19 protein-coding genes are annotated in these 18,850 nt (G+C 71.3%); 10 read left to right on the top strand and 9 right to left on the bottom strand.

Features of this window, described 5'->3' with window-relative positions:
* Window positions 1-66: 66 nt before the first annotated feature.
* The 4 genes from SZN_RS14035 to SZN_RS14010 all read left to right on the top strand — a co-directional run bounded on the left by SZN_RS14035 (window position 67) and on the right by SZN_RS14010 (window position 6,127).
* Window positions 67-3,108 carry a pPIWI_RE module domain-containing protein gene (locus SZN_RS14035; protein ID WP_007495437.1) on the top strand — a complete coding sequence of 1,014 codons (3,042 nt, stop codon included), beginning with the start codon at window positions 67-69 and terminating at the stop codon, window positions 3,106-3,108.
* A gap of 1,115 nt (window positions 3,109-4,223) precedes the next feature.
* Window positions 4,224-5,153 (top strand): hypothetical protein, encoded by a 930-nt coding sequence (locus SZN_RS42535; protein ID WP_007495436.1) that lies wholly within the window; start codon window positions 4,224-4,226, stop codon window positions 5,151-5,153.
* A gap of 152 nt (window positions 5,154-5,305) precedes the next feature.
* Window positions 5,306-5,683, top strand: coding sequence for a hypothetical protein (locus tag SZN_RS14015; protein ID WP_244313354.1), 378 nt, complete (start codon window positions 5,306-5,308; stop codon window positions 5,681-5,683).
* A gap of 45 nt (window positions 5,684-5,728) precedes the next feature.
* Window positions 5,729-6,127: a DUF5958 family protein gene (locus SZN_RS14010; RefSeq protein WP_007495434.1), complete on the top strand. Its 399-nt coding sequence runs from the start codon at window positions 5,729-5,731 to the stop codon at window positions 6,125-6,127.
* 106 nt (window positions 6,128-6,233) lie between these two features.
* On the opposite strand, the gene SZN_RS14005 is transcribed toward SZN_RS14010, so the two are convergent.
* Window positions 6,234-7,328 (bottom strand): barstar family protein, encoded by a 1,095-nt coding sequence (locus SZN_RS14005; RefSeq protein ID WP_007495433.1) that lies wholly within the window; start codon window positions 7,326-7,328, stop codon window positions 6,234-6,236.
* 553 nt (window positions 7,329-7,881) lie between these two features.
* Here SZN_RS14005 and SZN_RS14000 point away from each other — a divergent pair.
* Together SZN_RS14000 and SZN_RS13995 are read left to right on the top strand one after the other, a co-directional pair.
* Window positions 7,882-8,085 (top strand): DUF397 domain-containing protein, encoded by a 204-nt coding sequence (locus tag SZN_RS14000; RefSeq protein WP_007495431.1) that lies wholly within the window; start codon window positions 7,882-7,884, stop codon window positions 8,083-8,085.
* Window positions 8,086-8,275: 190 nt separating this feature from the next.
* A complete protein-coding gene (locus tag SZN_RS13995; RefSeq protein ID WP_007495429.1) occupies window positions 8,276-8,728 on the top strand; it encodes a DUF6314 family protein in 453 nt (150 codons plus the stop codon).
* Here the strand turns inward: SZN_RS13995 and SZN_RS13990 are convergent.
* From SZN_RS13990 to SZN_RS13980, 3 genes are all read right to left on the bottom strand, one after another.
* The gene (locus tag SZN_RS13990; RefSeq protein WP_043730535.1) at window positions 8,710-9,303 is read right to left on the bottom strand and encodes a histidine phosphatase family protein; all 594 of its coding nucleotides are present in this window, start codon (window positions 9,301-9,303) and stop codon (window positions 8,710-8,712) included. The genes SZN_RS13995 and SZN_RS13990 overlap by 19 nt on opposite strands.
* 73 nt (window positions 9,304-9,376) lie before the next feature.
* Window positions 9,377-9,817, bottom strand: a complete 441-nt coding sequence (locus SZN_RS13985; protein ID WP_007495425.1) for a GNAT family N-acetyltransferase — start codon at window positions 9,815-9,817, stop codon at window positions 9,377-9,379.
* Window positions 9,818-9,905: 88 nt separating this feature from the next.
* A complete protein-coding gene (locus SZN_RS13980) occupies window positions 9,906-11,363 on the bottom strand; it encodes an aminotransferase-like domain-containing protein (RefSeq protein WP_007495423.1) in 1,458 nt (485 codons plus the stop codon).
* Here SZN_RS13980 and SZN_RS13975 point away from each other — a divergent pair.
* Together SZN_RS13975 and SZN_RS38575 are read left to right on the top strand one after the other, a co-directional pair.
* A complete protein-coding gene (locus tag SZN_RS13975) occupies window positions 11,362-12,309 on the top strand; it encodes a DMT family transporter (RefSeq protein ID WP_043730531.1) in 948 nt (315 codons plus the stop codon). The genes SZN_RS13980 and SZN_RS13975 overlap by 2 nt on opposite strands.
* 88 nt (window positions 12,310-12,397) lie before the next feature.
* Window positions 12,398-12,592, top strand: coding sequence for a DUF1918 domain-containing protein (locus SZN_RS38575; protein ID WP_078508578.1), 195 nt, complete (start codon window positions 12,398-12,400; stop codon window positions 12,590-12,592).
* Here SZN_RS38575 and SZN_RS41370 read toward each other — a convergent pair.
* The 3 genes from SZN_RS41370 to SZN_RS13965 form a co-directional block, all read right to left on the bottom strand.
* Window positions 12,505-13,665, bottom strand: coding sequence for a hypothetical protein (locus SZN_RS41370; RefSeq protein ID WP_007495416.1), 1,161 nt, complete (start codon window positions 13,663-13,665; stop codon window positions 12,505-12,507). The genes SZN_RS38575 and SZN_RS41370 overlap by 88 nt on opposite strands.
* Entirely contained in the window at window positions 13,605-13,844 is a 240-nt protein-coding gene (locus SZN_RS43490) for a helix-turn-helix domain-containing protein (protein WP_425274433.1), read from the bottom strand. Before SZN_RS43490 ends, SZN_RS41370 begins: the two co-directional genes overlap by 61 nt.
* A 150-nt stretch (window positions 13,845-13,994) precedes the next feature.
* Complete coding sequence (locus SZN_RS13965; protein ID WP_007495414.1) at window positions 13,995-15,257, bottom strand: glycoside hydrolase family 10-like protein; 1,263 nt, start codon at window positions 15,255-15,257, stop codon at window positions 13,995-13,997.
* A 197-nt stretch (window positions 15,258-15,454) separates the two neighbouring features.
* On the opposite strand from SZN_RS13965, the gene SZN_RS13960 reads away from it, so the two are divergent.
* Both SZN_RS13960 and SZN_RS13955 read left to right on the top strand, forming a co-directional pair.
* On the top strand, window positions 15,455-16,327 hold the full coding sequence (locus tag SZN_RS13960; RefSeq protein WP_078508573.1) for a 3-hydroxybutyryl-CoA dehydrogenase: 873 nt from the start codon (window positions 15,455-15,457) through the stop codon (window positions 16,325-16,327).
* 194 nt (window positions 16,328-16,521) lie between these two features.
* Entirely contained in the window at window positions 16,522-16,779 is a 258-nt protein-coding gene (locus SZN_RS13955; protein ID WP_007495411.1) for a hypothetical protein, read from the top strand.
* A gap of 62 nt (window positions 16,780-16,841) precedes the next feature.
* Here SZN_RS13955 and SZN_RS13950 read toward each other — a convergent pair whose 3' ends face one another.
* Together SZN_RS13950 and SZN_RS13945 are read right to left on the bottom strand one after the other, a co-directional pair.
* The gene (locus SZN_RS13950; RefSeq protein ID WP_043730526.1) at window positions 16,842-17,387 is read right to left on the bottom strand and encodes an NUDIX domain-containing protein; all 546 of its coding nucleotides are present in this window, start codon (window positions 17,385-17,387) and stop codon (window positions 16,842-16,844) included.
* Window positions 17,388-17,462: 75 nt separating this feature from the next.
* Window positions 17,463-18,803, bottom strand: coding sequence for an NsdA family TPR-like regulatory protein (locus SZN_RS13945; protein ID WP_007495409.1), 1,341 nt, complete (start codon window positions 18,801-18,803; stop codon window positions 17,463-17,465).
* Between the last annotated feature and the right edge of the window lie 47 nt (window positions 18,804-18,850).

Genomic DNA, 18,850 nt, shown 5'->3' with positions numbered 1-18,850 from the left:
GCCCTGAGCAGCACTGTTGGCGAGCAACCTCAGCGCCTACGTATGGACATCGCAGGGAGAACCGATATGTACAAGAACATCCGCCGATCCGCCTACCACCTGGCCGAGGAGGGCACCCCCTGGACCGAGGACTTCCACGCACTTCCCTTCCCCGAGCACTGGCATGCCGGACTCCTCGAACTGCACAACCACGGGCGGGACGAGGAGAAGCGGCAGCTGACGCTGCCCACCCGCCGACTCGACGGCGTGCTCCAGACCCTCGCCCCCGACGTGATCGTCCGCCCCCGGCCGCGGATCCCCGTGGAACCGGGGCCGCGGGCCGCCGAGGACTTCTGGATGTATGTACCGGCCTCGGCGCCCGACCCCCTTCCGGGCCGTTCCATGCAGCAACTCCTCGATGCCTGGCTGCGTACCCTCGGCCCCAAGGACTCCGCACAGGATCCCCGGTTCCGCTCACTGTTGCTCGCGAGCAGCACCGAGCTGAAGCAGAACCTGCCCGAGTGGCAGCCGGTCACAGGCGTCGAACTCCTCACCACTCCGACCACCGGAGGCGGCACAGCCGCCCCGGAACCGCGCCAGTTCCAACTCGCCACCGACGCCCTGGCACGCCGCATCCTGACCCTCGATCCCTTCCCGTTCGAGGGCGGAGAGCTGCGGTTCCGAGCGCTGCCCCGCGGGCCTCGGGACCAGGGCGCGGAACTCATGTCGCAGCCTCTGTGCCGGACCGTCAAACGCAAGGAGTGGTGGTTCTCCGTCCTCCTGAACATCTCCCTGCACACCACGCCCTTCGACCCCAGGCCGCGGCTCCACCTGCACTGGGGTGTACGCCGCTGGGCGACCCACCCTCGGACCACCACCAAACGCCTCAACCTGCCCTACCGGGAGGCCACTACGGTCTACCTGCGGCCCACCATCCCCTGGCTGCCGGGCGCACCGGCCACCGAACGCTACGCACTGGCACGCCTGCGTCGCGACCGGGCCGCCGACACCTTCGTCTGGTCGGAGAACGACACCGCCGGCATCCTGCGCGGACTCAGCCTCGCCGGCAACTTCCCCGACCCCGAACAGCTCCTCACCGAACCGGCTTCCTGGATCGGTGAGGGCCGCGGCGTCCGCGCCGCCGTGGTCCACAGCACCAGAATGGGCAAGCACGAGATCGGCACCGGCTTCATGCCCAACCAGCGGGCCCAGCTCACCGAATGGGCCGAGCAGGCCCTCCCTGAAACACTGGCCCGGGTACCCGACCTCACGCGCGGACGCGGCAAGGGCATCGGCGCTCCGGAGAACCGGCGGCCCAAGCCCAAGACCGACGAGGCCAAGAAGACCGAGCTGCTGCGCGAGACCCGGGCACGGCGCGTGGCACTCGCGGCACAGGCCCGGATCGCCTCCCACGGGCCGGAACAGGCCGGCCCGCCCATGGTGGAGGCCCGGCTGCTGTGGCAGTCGCCCGAGGTACGCAGCGAGGCAGTGGAACAGTTCGCCAAGGCCCTGGGCCTCGACGGCGACGGCGGCGCCAGTGCCGCCCACGTCACGGACCGGGACTTCGACGAGGCCACGCCCGGAGCACCGGTCGTCCTGGAGTGGCGGACGGCGGAGGTCACACTCAGGCTGCGCTGCCTGCCCCTCGCCGACGGACTGGGCGACAGGCTCGTGCCCGACCCGGCCGTCAAGGGCAAAGGCGCGGCGCTCGCGGCTGCCGTCGTCGGACGGCGCCGCGCCCTGCGCGCATGGCTCCGCACGGACGGCGCGGACCCCTTCCGCCCCGAACTCGCCCTCGTGGAAGTCGCACACCGCAGCACATTCCGCCCGGCGTCGACGGACCCCAAGTTCGCCATCCGCCTCGGGTGCGCCGACGCGGGCCTGTTGACTCAGTTCGTCGTCACCCCGTCCACCGACCGGCAGATCGACAATGCGGAAAGCCTCGACCACCGCACGTGCAGCTCGTGGCTCGACGGACTGCGCCAGCTCGGCGTCCGCGTCCTGCCCCAGCACACCCTCGGTGACGATCTTCCGGACTCGCTGCAATACGCGGCGGTGTGGATGGTGAAACGTCGTAAGGACGGTCCGACCCGGTTGCCCAAGCACCTGCCTGTGGCCGTCCTCGTCACCCCGCTCGCGGCCGGGGAAGGCCTTGCAGCCGTACGCGGCTGGGATGACACCGCGGGGGAATGGGTGCCCTACCCGCAGTTCCTCCTCGGTCTGGTGAAACAGGCGGAGATCGACCCCGAAGCGTTCACGGAACCCGGGACTCCAGACGATGACGCACGTCCCGATGCGCCTAGGGTCACCGGCAAGCAGTGGCGCAGCAACCTCGCCCAACAGCGCAGGGAGACCGCGGCATTCCTCCAACGCGTGCTGCACTCCCTCCGAGGGCAACCCACCGCACTGATCACCCACGCTCAGAACAGCCGACTGCACTGGCCCTGGCTCCAGGACGGCCAGACCGAACGCGATCTGATCAAGACCGGCCACGCCCCAGCAGGACGACTGGACGACGAACTGCGCCTCGTACGCGTGCGCGGATGCGGCGGTCGCGAGAGCGCCCAGTGGTGGGGGCTGGCCGACCCGGGCAAGCCCCACGGACAGCCGGCCGGCTTCTGGGCACAGGATCCCCAGCAGCACTACAGGGCTTCATCGCGCGAGCGAATCTTCTACAGCACCACCGAACGCCCCGGAACCCATGCGATCTCTCCCGCACTCGACCGCCTCGCCACCCGGGTCAACGCAGCAGGCAACCTCACCTCGCAGGCGGGCACCAGCGCCTGGAACCCGACCCTGGTGGAGATCGCGGTACTGGGCTGCCACGAAGATGACGATCCGGCTGCCCCCGTACCGGAAAAACCCGACGGCCCCGAGGCGCTGGCCCTCGCCGTGCACCAGCTCCGCCAGGCCCCGGACTACGCCGCTGCCCTCTCTCTCCCCCTCCCACTCCACCTCGCGGGGCTGGCCCAGGCATATGTCCTCCCGACACTCGCCGACGGCGACCGGACTTCGAACGAGGGGTCGGACACACCTGCTGGAAACCAGAGCATGGAGGACCCAGATCTCGCCGACGCGGCCGGACTGTCCACGACGCCGGACGACGAGGCCGAGACTGACCACGAGTGACGACGGGATCGACACCTACGCGGTGCCATGACGACGGAGGACACCGGTATCCACAGGACCTGTGTTCTGAGAGACCGACGACAGCCCCTGCATGCACCCTTCTCTACTTGTGTGCGCGGTCAGCGGAGGAAGGCGGAACACTGGGGTGACCGTGCCCAGTTCGGGTCTGGCCGCGACGTCGGTCACGTAACGGCTCCCCTCTTGACCAACAGCTCGGAGGAGCCTGGCAAAAGACGTGGCACCTCCCCGTCGTCTTCGCCTGCCTGGACCACAGGCTCTACCTCAGACACGAATGCCTGAAATGCCGCGACTCGGCGGACGAAGCCGACCTGTTGATCCACAGGGCGAACGACAGCGTCCTGCACCCCGCCCAGTGCCGGAGGCGGGCCACCATCCCTTCTCCCGTCAAGCGGATCACGCCGGCCTGCGGCGCCAGACTGGATACCGCGCAATCCCACTCTGCGAGGTTCCGCCCCACCGACAAGCTTCTCGGCTTCCAGGAACACATCCTCAGCTTCCTCGCCCCCGACCGACCTTCCGGGAAGCCTCTCGGTACTTCACCGACCTCAGGCTCGTGACCGCACTGGTCAGCTCGTCATGGCCCCACTCCCGTTCCCTCATCGACGACGGCCTCGCCGCCCGGGTGAACAGGCACTTCCGCACCATCCATGCTGCGGGCAACACCTCCGGCGAACGCAACCGCCTCCTGCTGGCACCACCACGCGATGCGGCGGTTTGCGCAGCCCTCCTCCATGCCTCCCACATGCTCCTGGAAGCACACGATCTACGCAGCACACTGGCCGACCTGATCAACGCCTCCTCCAGGAACGGAATCTCCAGAAGCATCTGGGCCCGCCAGTTCACGCGCTGGGAAAGCTCCTGCTCAGTACGCATGGAGCGAACTGCGGCGCCACTGACCCGCACTCTCGGCCGCACCAGCGGCCCCATGGCCTGTCAGGCATGTCCCGCAGCGCGACTACCGGCCCGAGCACATCCCGGCATTCCTCGAACCCCAATGGTTCGAAGAGCATTTCAGTCACCTGAAAGACGTCACCCCCAAGATCCTGCGACGGACTGCGGCCATCCGGCTTGTCCGCTGGGTCGCGGGCGGCTCCATGGACGAAGCCGCCGAGTTCCTCGGAATCTCGCCCAGCCGGATGCAGTTGAATCCGGCCAGCGATGCGCGCCGCTGGGCCCGGTCCCGGCAAGGCCCCGCCGCCTTCGAAGACGCCCTGCACAACCTCGCCGAGCAGTTGGCCGCCGACACAGCCCCCACCGACTACCACTACCGCCGCGCCGTCCTCGAAGACTGGCACCTCAGCCGCGGCGAGTGGCAGGGCCTCATCAGCCGCCTGCCGCCAACCCCAGGCCCTGTCCAGCCGGTGCTCGACGACCGCAAGCGCCAGGACGCCTCGATCTTCATCTGGACACGCATCACCCAGGGCGAACATCTTTTCGCACCTCGCCTCATCGAGGCCGGCAAGCCGGAGCACGTCCAACGCGCCTGGGCGAACCGACGCCATACCACCTGGTTCCAGCTCACCCGGCCCGACCCTCTGCCCCACTACGCTGAACTGCGACGATTGCTGATCGAACACGCCGATTCTCTCGCGCGGCAGATCGACGCGGGTGCACCGCTGCCGCGCGCTCAGGAGCACCTCTGGCCCCCACCGCAGTGGTCCCCCGACCCTCCGCCCCCAAGGAGTAGCCACATCAACGCCACCCGATGGATCCGCTCCTACTACGACGAGCTCGACACCTGGTCCTACTTCGAGCTCGACAACGAGAGCTGGGCACTTCGTCACGTCGACCTGCAAGGCCCCACCCTGCAGCCCGTCACTGCAACCGCCCTGAGCGAGGTCCTGGACCTCCGCGACCAGCGTGACCAAACAGCGATGGCCGTCTACGAGCACAAGTACGGCATCCTTGCCGAAGGCAGCCTGGACTGCTGGCAGGACACCCAGTCCGCCACCGAAATCACAGCGGCCGAGTTCGAACGCATCTGGGCCTCAGCCCGCGAGGCCCTCACACCTGATGGCGGATAGCGGCACCTGCGCACTTGGCGAAGCGGGTCGTAGGAAAAGCAGGTGCCGAGTCACGGGCCGTGCGGGCAGCATGCGTACATGTCTACCGAAGTCAGCGGGATGATCGAGTGCCGGCCAGGTGCCCGCCTCTGGGCCCCTACGACGAGGACTCCGTGTGGCACGCCGCCATCGACCTCTTCCTACTCAACAACGGCAACGCCTACGACGCCCTCGCCTGCCTCTTCGGCATCCGGAACCACTTCGGCTTCCGCCCTCTGGCCGAAAGCCGGGGCTTTTCGAGCGACGCATCCGAGGGGCTCCAAACCGAGTACGCCGCCTACGGCGGATCTCCTGACACCCACGGCACGACATGGATCACGTGGGCCGAGCTCGCCTCGACCGACTGGCAGGAAACAGACAGCTCCGGCACGCGAAGCCGAGAAGCGGTCGCCGGAGACGAAACCCACTGGGGGCCGGTCTGGAGCGTGATGCGGACACTCAGCGAACTCCATGGAGCAGAGCATGTGCGACTCGTTACCTGGTTCCACTGACCTCGACTCCGAGGCGAAGCGCCGCTTGCCCGATAGGAGACCGGCATGACCGAACGCGACGTCATACTCAACGAGCTTGCCCAGGGGCTCCGCCCGATGTCACAGGGCATCGCATGGTTCGACGCACTCGCCCCAGAGGAGCAGTCCGAGGCCCTGCTGTTTCTGCGCCACCACTGTGTCCAGGCACGTGCCGTCGCCGAGGACGGACCGCAGAGCATCCACCGTGCCGGTCTGCGCCCGACGCACACGCCGGCGGTGCTGATCACGCGTGGTCGGATAGACGATCAACTGGGGAAGATCGTCTCTCTGACTCCCCGCGACGAACGCCGGAAGGCCTTCCGGCTGCTGGTCGCGGTGCTCGCAATCGCCGACGGACGACGCCGCGAGCGCTACTGCTCAAACGGTTGCAGTCACTGGTGGCATAAGCTGTCCGCCGCTGACTGATCCCTCCGTCGGCATCAGCGCCCAGCGGGGCTCCCATATCAGGCGCGTACGTAGCCCAACGGACCGGCAGCAGCGTTGAAGTCACTACCGCGGCAGCTCGGCCAGTTCACGTGAGGGTCACGCGCATCCCGCCCTCGGTCAGAACTTCGATCACCCGGGCGACTAGGTCATATTGCTTACCCTCTGGCGCCAGGACGCGGGACAGGTGCTCGCGTGCAGTCGCAGCGTCCCGCCAGACCAAGGTCGCGGGAGCGGTATAGCCGAAGTTGCCGCGCAGACAGTCCACGAGCGCGTCCAAGCAGCCGCCGAAGTAGCCGCCCGGCCCGTTGACGGCCTCGCCGAGTGCCAGGTAGAGGCCCGGTTCGTCCGTGATGTGCCGGCCATCCAGCTCGTACGCGTGTCCGGACCGGTCCTGGTGCTTGAGCCGACAGCCCCGCTCCCGGACGAGATCGAGCCAGGCCCCACGCTGGCGGGTCTCAAGCCCTGCCCAAGCACCAGGGGTGTCCGGCGGGCCGGCAAGCCAGCGCTCCCATACTGGCCGGGCGTATCCCGGTACAGGTGCGAGGTATCCGTCGAGTTCCAGATCAACCAGCTCCGTCCCGCGGGAGGACGGCTGCCACGTACGGACTTTGGGGCGCAGCTGCCGATCGGTGAGCAGTTCGCCCCGGTCGTCCCGTATCTCAAGCCAGACCTCCTCCTGGTCCAGCGTGTGCCGGGTGCCCGTAGCCAGTGCCCGCCGTAGCCGATCACTCGGGGCAAGCCCCCGCAAAGCGAGAGGAGGTTCCACTTGCTCGGGCGGCAGGACGCGGGCGAACTCCCGGCAGGAACCCAGCCACCGGTACCCATCGTGCAGCCGGACAGGCCCCCTGTGCCCCTCGGGCGGGCCCACGTAGTCGTCCAGACCGGTGAGCACAAGACCGTCCGTCCCCGGGTACTGCCCGAGACTCTCCGCGTCCTCCAGCAGCCAGGCATCGAGCGTCCTGTCCTCCGGCACCAGCCACACCCTGCTACCGACCCAGCCGCGCGGGACCTCAGCTCCATCCGGAACCCAGCCGAACAGCTCGTACGTCCCGCGCAGAGGTTCCCGGAACAATCCCTCCACCTCGGCGCAGACGCCCCAGACGTGGCCGCTTCCTGTCTCCGTCAGCGCGTACCGTCCCTGGCCGCGATGGCCCCTATCCACATGCACGGTGGGAATCATGCCCAGACCAGGGGTAGTCCGTGAGGCTCTTTTCGAGGTCGGTCACGGTGGACGGTTCCGGGCCGGATGGAGGCTGAGCGCTCGATCTGGCGGATGGCGCCATCTGAAGCGCTCAGTCACAGCGGCGGCGTCCGAGGGGGCGAGCCGGCGTTCGGCGGCGTGGGCACCGTGTCTGCTCGTGGGGAAGGCGGGGCGGAAGCGGTGGGTGGTGGCGGTCGGTTCACCGGTGACGGTGACGGTTTGCCGGATCACCTCACCGAGGGCGACGGAATGGTTCTACGGTGTGGAGGACGTGGGGCGGTACGAGGGCGACTGTCCCGGTGCGGAGGGAGGGGCGTCCGGGTGCACGGCCGTGACCTGGCCGGACGTTCGGCGGTTCGCCCCCGGTGCGACGGAAGCGGGCGGTGGTACGGGGTGGTGGCGCAGGCGGGCGGTTCGGGGGGTCCCACCGGGGGTGGGGCGGACGGTACGGCGCGCGGTACGGAAGCATCCGAGGACAAACGCTCAACATGACTGAGTCCGCGACCCTGATCGAGGAGATGCCGGGAGACCGATGAACGCCGAACAGCCCACACGGCTGGACTGGTTCAAGAGCACCTACAGCAGCGGCGAAGGGGGTGCGTGCGTCGAGGTCGCCGCCGGCCGGACCGCCGTCCGCGTACGGGACTCCAAGGAGCGGGGCGCCGGTCCGCAGCTCGCGTTCACGCAGGACGCGTGGGCCGGGTTCGTCGCGGACCTCGGGCGCGACGGGTTCTGACCCACCCGCCCGAGGCTCGTCCAGCTCTGCGCGGAGGAGGTCACGGCGCGTAGGCAAGCGGGTGTCGGTCATCGCCGCGCACGGCAGAATAGGCAGGCGGGGTCGAAGGCGTCGACGGGCCGGGCGGCGGGGCCGGGCCGTCCGGGGCGCCACACCGCGGCAGCGCGGCACCGAGGGAGGCGGGAAGCGGATGGGCGAGTTCTGGCCGGTGGCGGACGTGCTGGCGTATCTGGCCGGAAACTGGCGGGTCGAGCGGTCCGTGCGGGATCTCGTGAGCGGCGACGCGGGCACGTTCACCGGCACGACCGCCTTCGGCCCGCTGGAGGACGGACCCGGCGGCGCCCTGCTGCACCACGAGCGCGGCACCTTCGCCTGGCGGGGCGCCGCGCGCCCGGCCGAGCGGACCCTGCGCTTCCTGCCGGGAGCCGGGCCGGGCACGGCACAGGTGTGCTTCGCCGACGGCCGCCCCTTCCACGACCTGGACCTGACCCGCGGGCACCACGTCGCCGGCCACCCCTGCGCGGCGGACCTCTACCGGGGCGAGTTCACCGTCCTGGACGCCGGCCGCTGGCGGACCGTGTGGCGGGTGGGCGGCCCGGCCAAGGACCTCCTCCTCACCACGGACTACGCCCGCGAGCGCTGAACGGGCGCCCCCTCGAAGCGCAGGTTCCAGCGGCCCGAGCGTCCGCTGACGGTGGTCGCCGACAGGGGGCGCACGTCGAGGTTCCAGTAGGTCGACGGCGGCACCTTCAGGGCGTACACCAGCGCGGCGCGGATCACGGACGGCTCGGCCACGGCGACGATCCGGTCGCCGTCCGCCACCGGCCGGGTGTCCAGCCAGCCGCCGACCCGGGAGATGAACGCGATCAGCGACTCGCCGCCGTGCGGAGTGCCGCGCGGGTCGGCGAGCCAGACGTCCACGGTCGCGGGCTCGCGGGCCATCGCCTCGCCCAGCGTGAGCCCTCGCCAGCGGCCCATGTCACAGTCGCGCAGGGCGAGTTGGACCAGTGGCGCATAGCCGAGGGCGTCGCCGGTGGCGCGGCTGCGGGGCGTCGGCGAGCAGTAGCGCAGGTCGGCGGCCGCCAGGGGCAGCAGGTCGTGCGCGGCGCGCTGCACCTCGTCCCAGCCGGCCTGGTCCAGCGGCCGGTCGTCCTCGAACCGCTCCGCGAGCAGCGAGGAGCTGCGCGCGGCCGCGACGAACGTGACCCGTAGCGACATGCGGTGATGGTGGGACGCGGAAGTGACCAGGTCAAGAGACATTCTTCGCCGGTGACCGTAGGTGCGCAAGCGCTTACTGGAAGTACAGGGCCATCCACTGATCGGGCTTCTCCAGCGGCGCGAACCCGAGTCTCTCGTAGACGCCGTGCGCGTCGTGGGTGGCGAGCAGGATCCGCCGGATCCCGTACGGCCTCAGGTGCTCGCGGACGGCCCCCACGAGGGCGCTGCCGATCCCCTTGCCGCGCACCGACGGGTCGACGTACACGTCGCACAGCCAGGCGAAGGTAGCCAGGTCGGTGACGACCCGGGCGCAGGCCACCTGTTCGCCGGAGAGCGTCTCGTACACCCCGAAGGTGAGCGAGCCGTCGAGGGCCGCGTCCTGCTTCTCCCTCGGCCGCCCGAGCGCCCAGTACGCGTCGGTGGCGAGCCAGCGGTGCACGCGCGCGCGGTCGACGCGTCCGGTGTCGGTGGAGATCTCGTAGCCCTCGGCGAGGGGCGGAGCCGTGTCGGTCATGCCGCGAGCGTCGCAGGGCCGGGGGCGGGCGTCGAACCGTTTTGAGCGGGCGCCGAACCGTGTCCACCGGGCGGCGGCCGTGTCGCGGTCACCTCCGGGATGGCCGGAACACCTCGTCGCACGCGGTCCGCAGCCGCCGTACCCCCTCCTGGATCTCCCCCGTTCCCGCGACCGCCGCGAAGCTCAACCGCACGTGTCCGGCCGGGGGTTCGGCGCTGAAGTACGGCCGCCCGGGGGTGAGCGCGACGCCCGCGCGCAGTGCTGCGGAGGTCAGCGCGGCCTCGTCGGCGCCGTCGGGCAGGCGCAGCCAGAGGTGGTAGCCGCCGGACGGCACGTGCGGCAGGGCGAGTTCGGGCAGGCGCAGGCGCAGCGCGGCGGTCATCGCGTCCCGGCGGGCCCTCAACTCGGCGGACACCGACCGCAGATGGCGCGGCCAGGCCGGCGAGCCGACCAGTTCCACCGCGGCCTCCTGCAACGGCCGCGGCACGAAGAAGGTGTCGACGACCTGGATCGCGCGCAGCCGCTCCAGGACCGGACCGCGGGCCGCCAGCGCGCTCACCCGGAAGCTGGGCGAGGTCGCCTTGGTCAGCGAGCAGACGTGCACGACCACGCCGTCGGGGTCCTCGGCGGCGAGCGGACGCGGCAGCGGTCCCGCGTCCTCGTGCACCAGCCGCCGTACGAAGTCGTCCTCGACGACGAACGCGCCCGCGTCGCGCGCGATGCGCAGCACCTCGCCGCGCCGGGCGGGGGCGAGCGTGGCGCCGGTCGGGTTCTGGAACAGCGGCTGGCAGACGAAGGCCCGCGCGCCGGTCGCCCGGAAGGCGTCGGCGAGCAGGGCCGGGCGCACCCCGTCGGCGTCGACCGGCACGGGCACCGGGCGCAGTCCCGCCGAGCGGGCGATGGCCAGCATGCCCGGATAGGTGGGCGACTCCACGAGGACCGGGGCGCCGGGCGGCGCGAGGGCCCGCAGCGCGGTGGTCAGGGCCGACTGGCCGCCCGCGGTGATCAGTACCTCGGCCGCCGTGACGGCTCCGCCGGGCCCGCCGATACCGCGCGCGAACCACTCCCGCAGTTCCGGCAGGCCCTCCATGGGCGGCCGCCCCCAGGCTCCGGGTCTGCGGCCCGCCCGGGACAGCGCGGCGGCCATGGCGCGCTCCGGCTGGAGGGACTGGTGGAGATAGCCGCCGTTGAACTCGATGACTCCGGGCGGCGGTACGGCCAGCGAGACCAGCACCCCGGAGGCGTCCACCGAGCGGGGGACCAGGTCGGCCGCGCCGTCCGCGCTCAGCGCCACCTCCTGCCAGGAGGTGTCCGCGACGGCGGGCGCCGGCGCGTGCGGCTCGGCGCGGAAGGCGCCGGCGCCGGGCCGGGTGACGACCAGGCCCTCGGCGGCGAGTTGCGCGAGGGCGCGGGAGACGGTCACCGGGCTCACCCGGAACCGCTCGACCAGGGCCCGGCTGGACGGGAGCTTCCCACCCGGGGAGTAGCGGTCCAGCTCTCTTCGCAGCTGGTTCGCCAGGTCGCCGACACTGCTACGCTCGTACATGAGGACCGAGAATAGCGCTACCGCTTCGAACCCGATAGCAGTCACCACCGCGGCGGCCCCACCGGACACGGCCGCGCCGAGGGCGGCGCCGACCGTGCGCGGCACCCTCCAGGCCGCGCTCGGGGTCGCGGCCTTCTCCCTCACCTTCCCCGCCACCGCCTGGGGGCTGGAGGGCTTCGGCCCGTGGTCCCTGGTCGCCGTGCGCAGCGTGCTGGCCGCGCTGATCGCGGGCGGCTGCCTGCTCGCGCTGCGGGTGCCGCTGCCCGCGCGCCGCCACTGGGCGGGACTCGCGGTGGTCGCCGGTGGCGTGGTGCTCGGCTTCCCCCTGCTCACGACGCTCGCACTGCGGACGTCCACCACGGCGCACGCCGCCGTGGTGGTGGGCCTGCTCCCGCTGACGACGGCCCTGTTCTCGGCCCTGCGGGTCGGCAGCCGCCCCTCGCGCACCTTCTGGCTGGCGGCGTTCGCGGGCGCCGCCGCCGTGGTCGCCTTCACCGTGCAGCAGAGCGGCGGCGCCCTGACCGCCGCCGACCTTTATCTCTTCGGCGCGCTGGTGGTGTGCGCGGCCGGCTACACCGAGGGCGGCCGGCTGGCCCGGGTGATGCCGGGCTGGCAGGTGATCGGCTGGGCGCTGGTGCTGTGCCTGCCGTTCGGCGTCCCGGCCGCGGTGGTGGCGCTGTCGTTCGAGCCGGTCCAGCCGACCTGGCACGCGGTGACCGGTCTGCTGTGGGTCGCGGCGGGCTCGCAGTTCCTCGGTCTGGTCGTCTGGTACCGGGGCATGGCGGCCATCGGCATCCCCAAGGCCAGCCAGTTGCAGTTGGCTCAGCCCCTGCTCACACTGGTGTGGTCGGTGCTGCTGCTGGGTGAGCACCTGACAGTGGCCGCCCCCCTCACGGCGGCGGCGGTGCTCGTGTGCATCGCCGTGACGCAGCGGGCGCGTGGCTGAGCGGGCCGAGCCGCCCGCCGGCACCGCTCCGCGCCGTGGGCCCGAGGCCACGGACCGCTGCTCCCGCTCCTGGTGAGGAGGCCCACAGATGCGCGCAACCGAGGGCGACCAGCTTGTCCAGCACGGCAGGGTGGTCGGACAGCACGACAAGGTCGGCGAGATCGTCGAGGTCATGGGCCAGGAGGGCAGCCCGCCCTACCGCGTCCGCTTCGAGGACGGACACGAGGGCGTCTGCTCCCCCGGCCCCGACACGGAGATCCGCCACAGGAACCTGACGCGCTGACGCGTCACCCGGCCCACGCCGGACACGGACCGCGGCGCGGCGGACACGGCTGACACGCATCGCCGCGCTCCGGATACGGCGGGGGTGGGGCCGGCTGCGCTCCCGGCACGGCGGGGGCGGGACGGCGGTGCCCGATACGGCCGGCGGTCGGCGGCGGGCCCAGACCGCGCCGCCACCGGGGGAGATACCCATCCCCGAGCACCCCCCGGCCGACCATGGCCGGGGAGTGATCGGGGATGCCGCGGGCAGCCGATCGGGGGCAGGGGACTGCTCGGATGGTCGAGCCACGGCGTGTGCTCACCGGCCTCGCCGTCGACCGTCAGCCCGAACCGTTCCCACCCGGGCCTGCCCGCGGCGTCCCGGTGCAGGTACGCGACGGTGACCTCATCCCAGAGGTCGCGCGGGCCGGACTGGTACACCTCGAACTCCTCCCGGCCCGGTTCATAGTCGACCGTGGCCCACGAGGTGACGGCCAGGTCACGCAGCCAGAGGGTGTACGAGCCGTTGTCGCAGGTCTCCGCCCACGGGAAGACTCCCCTGGTCTGGAGGCCGCTCGCGAACATCGGCAGCCAGTCCCCGATGTCCTCGGGCGAGAGCGGCGTCACGCACTTGACGCCGTCGGACGGCCAGGGCTCACCGCCCAGGTACTCGCGCACATGCCGCCGCTGCCGACGCAGCCACATGAACGCCGACGCGCCGACGAACGGCCCCACGGCGGACCCGTCGCGCTGCACGGTCAGCCGCACCACGCCTTCGCCCCCGTACGTGGTGGCGTACGGGGCCACGATGACCCCACCCGTACGGACCTGGCCGATCACCCGACGCGGCACTTGGGGGACCTCGACCGTCTTCACGTAGTCCCGCGCACGGGCCTGCGCCTCTGCCACGTCCAGGAGATGACGGTTGCGGTTGCTGGATGTGGGCCGCATACCTGCGGTCGGGACGCGCGCCGAGAGCTTGAGCACCACGTCCGGCATGTCGACGATCATCGCGTTCTCGGCCCGCTTCAGCATCACCGTGACCGGGCCGAACGCCTGCAAGAAGTCGTCACGCGGAGCGGACTCCCGTCCCATCGCCACCGCCGCCGAGTGGGCGTAGCGCAGAGCGTCCTCGGCCTCTCCGGGCCGATTGCCCCGGTCCGATCCCCTTGCTCCGGCTTCCTGATCAAGGACAGGGATACGCCGGACTCACTCGCCAGTTGACGTTGCGTCAGGCCACGTCGCTTGCGCACCTCTTGGAGACGCTCGCCCATGCCGGCACTCATGGTTCGAGCGTACGGCGACAGCGGGGCGACCGGATGCCCCTTCTCCCTGTGCGCGTTGCAGCGAGGGCTCGCCGTACCGTTCGGGGAGCTTGGCAGGCGCGCCGCAGGAACGACCCGGTCCGTATCGCGCCTCCGCCGTCATCGCGGCACCCCCGCAGGCGCCTGGTAGTGATCAGCGACCACGCGCGCCATCGCGCCGATCCGGTCCGTCGCAACGTCCTTGGCGGCGAAGAAGATGTGGCCCTTCACCTCCGGGTACCGGGCGGCCAGCGTGAGATGCCTCGACAGCTCGGCCGGGTCCCGCCAGGCGGCGGGTTGTGCGGAGTCACCGGCCTTGTAGAGCGCCTCGCCCAGATAGAGGCGGGTCCCGGTACCCCGGACGGCCTCCGCCCACCACGGCACGAGTTTCGCGTAGTCGGCGGCCGGGAGGCCGATGTTCCAGTAGAGCTGCGGACAGACGTAGTCGATCCAGCCCTCGCGGACCCACTTGCGGGTGTCGGCGTGCAGGTCGTCGTACGTCTGCACGCCGGCCCGGGTGGCCGAGCCGAGCGGGTCGGTGGCGGCGTTGCGCCACACGCCGAACGGGCTGATGCCGAGGACCGCGCCGGGCCTGATCCGCTTCACGGCGGCGGCCGTCTCCCGTACCAGCCGGTCGATGTTGTTCCGGCGCCACGCGGCCCGTGACGGGAAGCCGCCGCCGTGGATGTCGAAGGCGTCGCGGTCATCGAAGGTCTGGCCGGCCACCGGATAGGGGTAGAAGTAGTCGTCGAAGTGGACCGCGTCGACGGCGTACTTCTCCACCGCGTGCAGCATCGCCTTCTGCACGAAGGCGCGGACGTCGGGCAGTCCGGGGTTGTAGTAGAGCTTGCCGCCGTAGGGGACCACCCAGTCCGGACGCGTGCGGGCGGGGTGGGTGGCGGTCAGCCGCCCGAGGTCGGTGTGGTTGGCCACGCGGTACGGGTTGAACCACGCGTGCAGTTGCAGACCGCGGGCGTGGGCCTCCTTCACGGCCGTGCCGAGCGGGTCCCAGCCCGGGTCCGTGCCCTGCGTGCCGGTGAGCACCTGCGACCAGGGCTCGTACGGCGAGGGCCACAGGGCGTCGGCGGCGGGCCGCACCTGGAAGACGACCGTGTTCAGCCGGCGTTCCACCGCCGTGTCCAGGTGGGCGAGCAGTTCGGCGCGCTGCCGCCGGGCGCTCAGACCCTGCCGGGAGGGCCAGTCGCGGTTGGCCACGGTGGCCAGCCACATCCCGCGCATCTCCCGGGCGGCCCGGCGCGCGTCCCGGCTCCCCCCGTCCGCCGAGGCGGTGCCGGCCGCCGTCGCGCCGCCTGACGCCACGAGTGCCGACAGCGCGGTCGCCGTGAACGTCCGCCGGGACAGGGGCGACGTACCGTGCAGCATCTTCTTCCCACCTCCGAGTGCCGTGACCAAGAGCCCTTATTCGTTACGTACATGTACGTACCGGACAGGTCCGGCGTCAGCTTTTCATGAGGCACCCGAACGATCGATCACGCTGCGCCGAAGGTAACGTGCAGGTTTGGAGCAGGCGCCGGACCACGGCGGACCTGCCGCAGTCGCGGATCAGCGAAGGGGACGATGTGACCGGCATCTCCGGAGATATTGCACGCGTCGGCGTGGTGGGCTGCGGCCAGATGGGAGCGGGCATCGCCGAGGTGTGCGCCCGCGCCGGCCTGGACGTGAGGGTCGCCGAGACCACCGGCGAGGCCCTGGAGATCGGCCGTACCCGGCTGCACAACTCCCTGGCCAAGGCCGCCGAGCGGGGCAAGATCAGCGAGGAGGAGCGGGACGCGACGCAGGCCCGGCTCTCCTTCACCACCGACCTCGGCGAATTCGCCGACCGCGACCTGGTGATCGAGGCCGTCGTCGAGAACGAGCAGGTGAAGACGGAGATCTTCCAGGTGCTCGACCAGGTCGTGAGCCGGCCGGACGCGATCCTCGCCTCCAACACCTCCTCGATCCCGCTGGTGAAGCTGGCCGTCGCCACCTCGCGCCCCGACCAGGTCATCGGGATCCACTTCTTCAACCCCGCCCCGGTGCAGCAGCTCGTCGAGCTGATCCCGGCGCTCACCACGTCCGAGGGCACGCTCGCCCGCGCCCAGTCCTTCGCCGAGAAGCTGCTCGGCAAGCACGCGATCCGCGCCCAGGACCGCTCCGGCTTCGTGGTCAACGCGCTGCTGATCCCGTATCTGCTCTCCGCGATCCGGATGTTCGAGACGGGCATCGCCAGCCGCGAGGACATCGACAACGGCATGGAGCTGGGCTGCGCGCACCCGATGGGCCCGCTGAAGCTCTCCGACCTGATCGGCCTGGACACGGTCGCCTCCGTGGCGCAGAGCATGTACGACGAGTTCAAGGAGCCGCTGTACGCCGCTCCCCCGCTGCTCCAGCGCATGGTCGACGCGGGCCGCCTCGGCCGCAAGACCGGCTCCGGCTTCTACACCTACGGCTGATTACGGACGGTCAGATTCCGGCCATCTCACGCGGGCCCGGCACCGGGAAGGTGCCGGGCCCGCGCCGTTCGCACACCGTGTGCGCGCCGGGCCCGCATATGCCGTTCGCACACTCTCCCCAGGCGTCCACCAGGCGAGTTCACTTTCCCTGCGCGTGCCGAGGAGTCGAGACGACTACGGAAAGAGGCGGACCCGTGACCACCGATCCCGAGCATCCCGTCGTGAACGGAGAACTCGCAGAGTTACGGCGCCGCCTCGACGTCGCCCACGCCCGGGTGGAGGGCGGGCTGACGCTGCTGACGCACCGCACCGAGGAGACCGTCAAGGAGCTGGACGACCTGGACACCCGGATCAAGACGCTGGAGCACGCGCGATGGCCGCTGCCCGCGGTCGCCGCCCTCACCTCCGTGGGCGCTCTGGTCCTGGCCGTCTGGCAGGCCGTGGGACGTTAGCGGCGGGCGGCGTTCGCCCCGCCGCGGCACCGGCCGTGCCGCCCGACGGGGTGCGGGCGGTGTCAGGGCCGGGGGTCCTGCCCCAGCCTGAGATGGTGCAGGAGCAGTAACGCGGCCGCCATGTTGGCGGCCGGGACCTCCCCCCGGGCGACCAGGTCGGGGACGAGCTTGAGGGGCACCCACTCCCGGCGGTCCGACTCGAAGTCGTCGACGGGGTGCCCGGTGTAACGGCCCCCGTCGGCCCAGTAGATGTGGTGGCGGGCGTCGGTGAGCCCGTTGGAGGGCTCCACGCTCATCAGATGGCGCAGGGGTCCGGGCCGCCAGCCGGTCTCCTCCTCCAGTTCGCGGGCGGCGGCCGCCACGACGTCCTCCCCGTCCTCGACGACGCCCGCGGCCAGTTCCCAGCCCCAGCTGTCGGTGATGAAGCGGTGGCGCCAGAGCAGGAGGACCTCGTTGGCCTCGTTGACCACGGTGGCCACCGCCACCGGCCGCAGCCGTATGAGGAAGTGGTCCAGGTGCCGGCCGTCGGGCAGCTCCACGTCTGCCAGATTGACGGTGAACCAGCGGTTTTCATACACAGTTTGTTCGTTCTGCTTTGTCCACTGCACGGTTCTGCCACCTTCCGTTGGGTAAGTGGCAATATCGCAGCAGGGACGAGAAGACGCCGGGGAGCGGGCGGCGGTCTACAGCGGTACGCGCAGCGCTCCGTCGATGAGCTCGGCCGCCTCACCCGTGCCCGCGCAGCCGCTGCGCACCAGGTGTTCGCGCACCGCCCGGAGTCTGTCGCGCAGCCGCTGGGACTCCATGCCGCGGGCTTGTTCGGCCATCTGCACCGCGGTGGCCACCGCCTTGTCGGCGTTGCCCCGGCGCAGCTCGATCGTGCTGAGCATGGCCAGCCGGTGCACCCGGCCCCGGTCGTGCGCGGGGTTGTCCACGGCCGCCGCGGCATGCTCCCCGGCGGCCGCCAGCTCACCGAGGCTCAGCAGCGCCTCCGCCACCTGGACGTTGACCAGTCCGGGCTGGACATAGCCCGTCTCGTCGGGCTCGTACCCCCGGCGGATGCGTTCGGCGGCCTGCTCGGCACGGCGGATGCAGGAGAGCGCGCTCGTGCCGTCGCCGAGGTGGGCGTACGCCTTGGCCTGCATCGCGTACAGGTCGGAGGCGAGCGCCGGGGTGATGTGCTTGCCTGCCGCCCGCAGCGCCGCCTCCGCGAAGGCGACGGCCTGCCGGAACTCCCGCATGAACAGCGCCTGGTTGACGAGCAGGGCGATGACGTACGCGCCGAGCCCGCGGTCCCCGCTGGCCTTGGCGAGGCGCAGCGCCTGGTGGAAGTAGCGCTGGGCGAGGCCGTGCGCGTCGGAGTCGTACGCGCAGATCCCGGCGACCGCCACCAACCCGCCCGTGGCGCGGTGCAGTTGGCGGCCCGTGGCGTCGGTGTAGCGCCCGCGCAGCAGCGGGGCGGCCTCGGCGTTGAGGAATCCGACGATGCGTGAACGTGTCGCCACGCCGCCCGCCTTGCGGTACATCTGCTCGTAGTGGGCGCGCGCGGCGCGCAGCATCTCGATGTCGCCCGGGGTGACCCGGTGCCGGCCCCCGCGCGAGACGTCGACGTCCTCGGGCGGGTTCTCCCACTCCCACACGGGCATCACGGCCGGTGTGCCGGTGACCGCGGGGGCGCCCAGGATGTGGGGGCGCTGCTGTTCGTCGGAGCGCCACAGGGCGGTGGCGCGCTCGACGAAGCCGGACAGCGAGGTGGTGTGGGCGGCGGGCTGCTCGCCGGGCACGCCGAGGCCGATGTCGTCGAGCGTGACGGTGCGGTGCAGCCGGCCGGCGAGCACCTCGCAGATCAGGTCGGGGACCTGGCCGCGTGGCCGCTGGCCCTTCAACCACCGTGCGACGGCGGTGTGCTCGTATCTCAGCGCGAGTCCGCGTGCCCGCCCCTCCTGGTTGACGTGTGCGGCCAGCCCCGCGTGCGAGATCCCCGCCTCGTCCAGGATCGCGTCGAGCAGAGTGTTGGGCTGCATGGAGGCCCCCCGGGTGGCTCGGTGCCGACAGAGTAGTGCGAACCGGT

Origin of the sequence: Streptomyces zinciresistens K42, from assembly GCF_000225525.1 — a bacterium.
In the GTDB taxonomy this organism is placed as follows: Bacteria; Actinomycetota; Actinomycetes; order Streptomycetales; family Streptomycetaceae; genus Streptomyces; species Streptomyces zinciresistens.
The sequence above is the reverse complement of the archived record's forward strand: the minus strand, read 5'-3'. Positions and strand labels throughout refer to the sequence as shown.

Excerpts from the sequence above, each read along its gene's own strand:
- SZN_RS13990 (WP_043730535.1), bottom strand. The coding sequence starts at position 9,303 with ATGTCGCTACGGGTCACGTTCGTCGCGGCCGCGCGCAGCTCCTCGCTG.
- SZN_RS43490 (WP_425274433.1), bottom strand. The coding sequence starts at position 13,844 with ATGGGCGAGCGTCTCCAAGAGGTGCGCAAGCGACGTGGCCTGACGCAA.
- SZN_RS13945 (WP_007495409.1), bottom strand. The coding sequence starts at position 18,803 with ATGCAGCCCAACACTCTGCTCGACGCGATCCTGGACGAGGCGGGGATC.
- SZN_RS42535 (WP_007495436.1), top strand. The coding sequence starts at position 4,224 with ATGGACGAAGCCGCCGAGTTCCTCGGAATCTCGCCCAGCCGGATGCAG.
- SZN_RS14000 (WP_007495431.1), top strand. The coding sequence starts at position 7,882 with ATGAACGCCGAACAGCCCACACGGCTGGACTGGTTCAAGAGCACCTAC.
- SZN_RS14035 (WP_007495437.1), top strand. The coding sequence starts at position 67 with ATGTACAAGAACATCCGCCGATCCGCCTACCACCTGGCCGAGGAGGGC.
- SZN_RS41370 (WP_007495416.1), bottom strand. The coding sequence starts at position 13,665 with ATGGGACGGGAGTCCGCTCCGCGTGACGACTTCTTGCAGGCGTTCGGC.
- SZN_RS13985 (WP_007495425.1), bottom strand. The coding sequence starts at position 9,817 with ATGACCGACACGGCTCCGCCCCTCGCCGAGGGCTACGAGATCTCCACC.
- SZN_RS38575 (WP_078508578.1), top strand. The coding sequence starts at position 12,398 with ATGCGCGCAACCGAGGGCGACCAGCTTGTCCAGCACGGCAGGGTGGTC.
- SZN_RS13980 (WP_007495423.1), bottom strand. The coding sequence starts at position 11,363 with ATGTACGAGCGTAGCAGTGTCGGCGACCTGGCGAACCAGCTGCGAAGA.
- SZN_RS13975 (WP_043730531.1), top strand. The coding sequence starts at position 11,362 with ATGAGGACCGAGAATAGCGCTACCGCTTCGAACCCGATAGCAGTCACC.
- SZN_RS13995 (WP_007495429.1), top strand. The coding sequence starts at position 8,276 with ATGGGCGAGTTCTGGCCGGTGGCGGACGTGCTGGCGTATCTGGCCGGA.
- SZN_RS14010 (WP_007495434.1), top strand. The coding sequence starts at position 5,729 with ATGACCGAACGCGACGTCATACTCAACGAGCTTGCCCAGGGGCTCCGC.
- SZN_RS13965 (WP_007495414.1), bottom strand. The coding sequence starts at position 15,257 with ATGCTGCACGGTACGTCGCCCCTGTCCCGGCGGACGTTCACGGCGACC.
- SZN_RS14005 (WP_007495433.1), bottom strand. The coding sequence starts at position 7,328 with ATGATTCCCACCGTGCATGTGGATAGGGGCCATCGCGGCCAGGGACGG.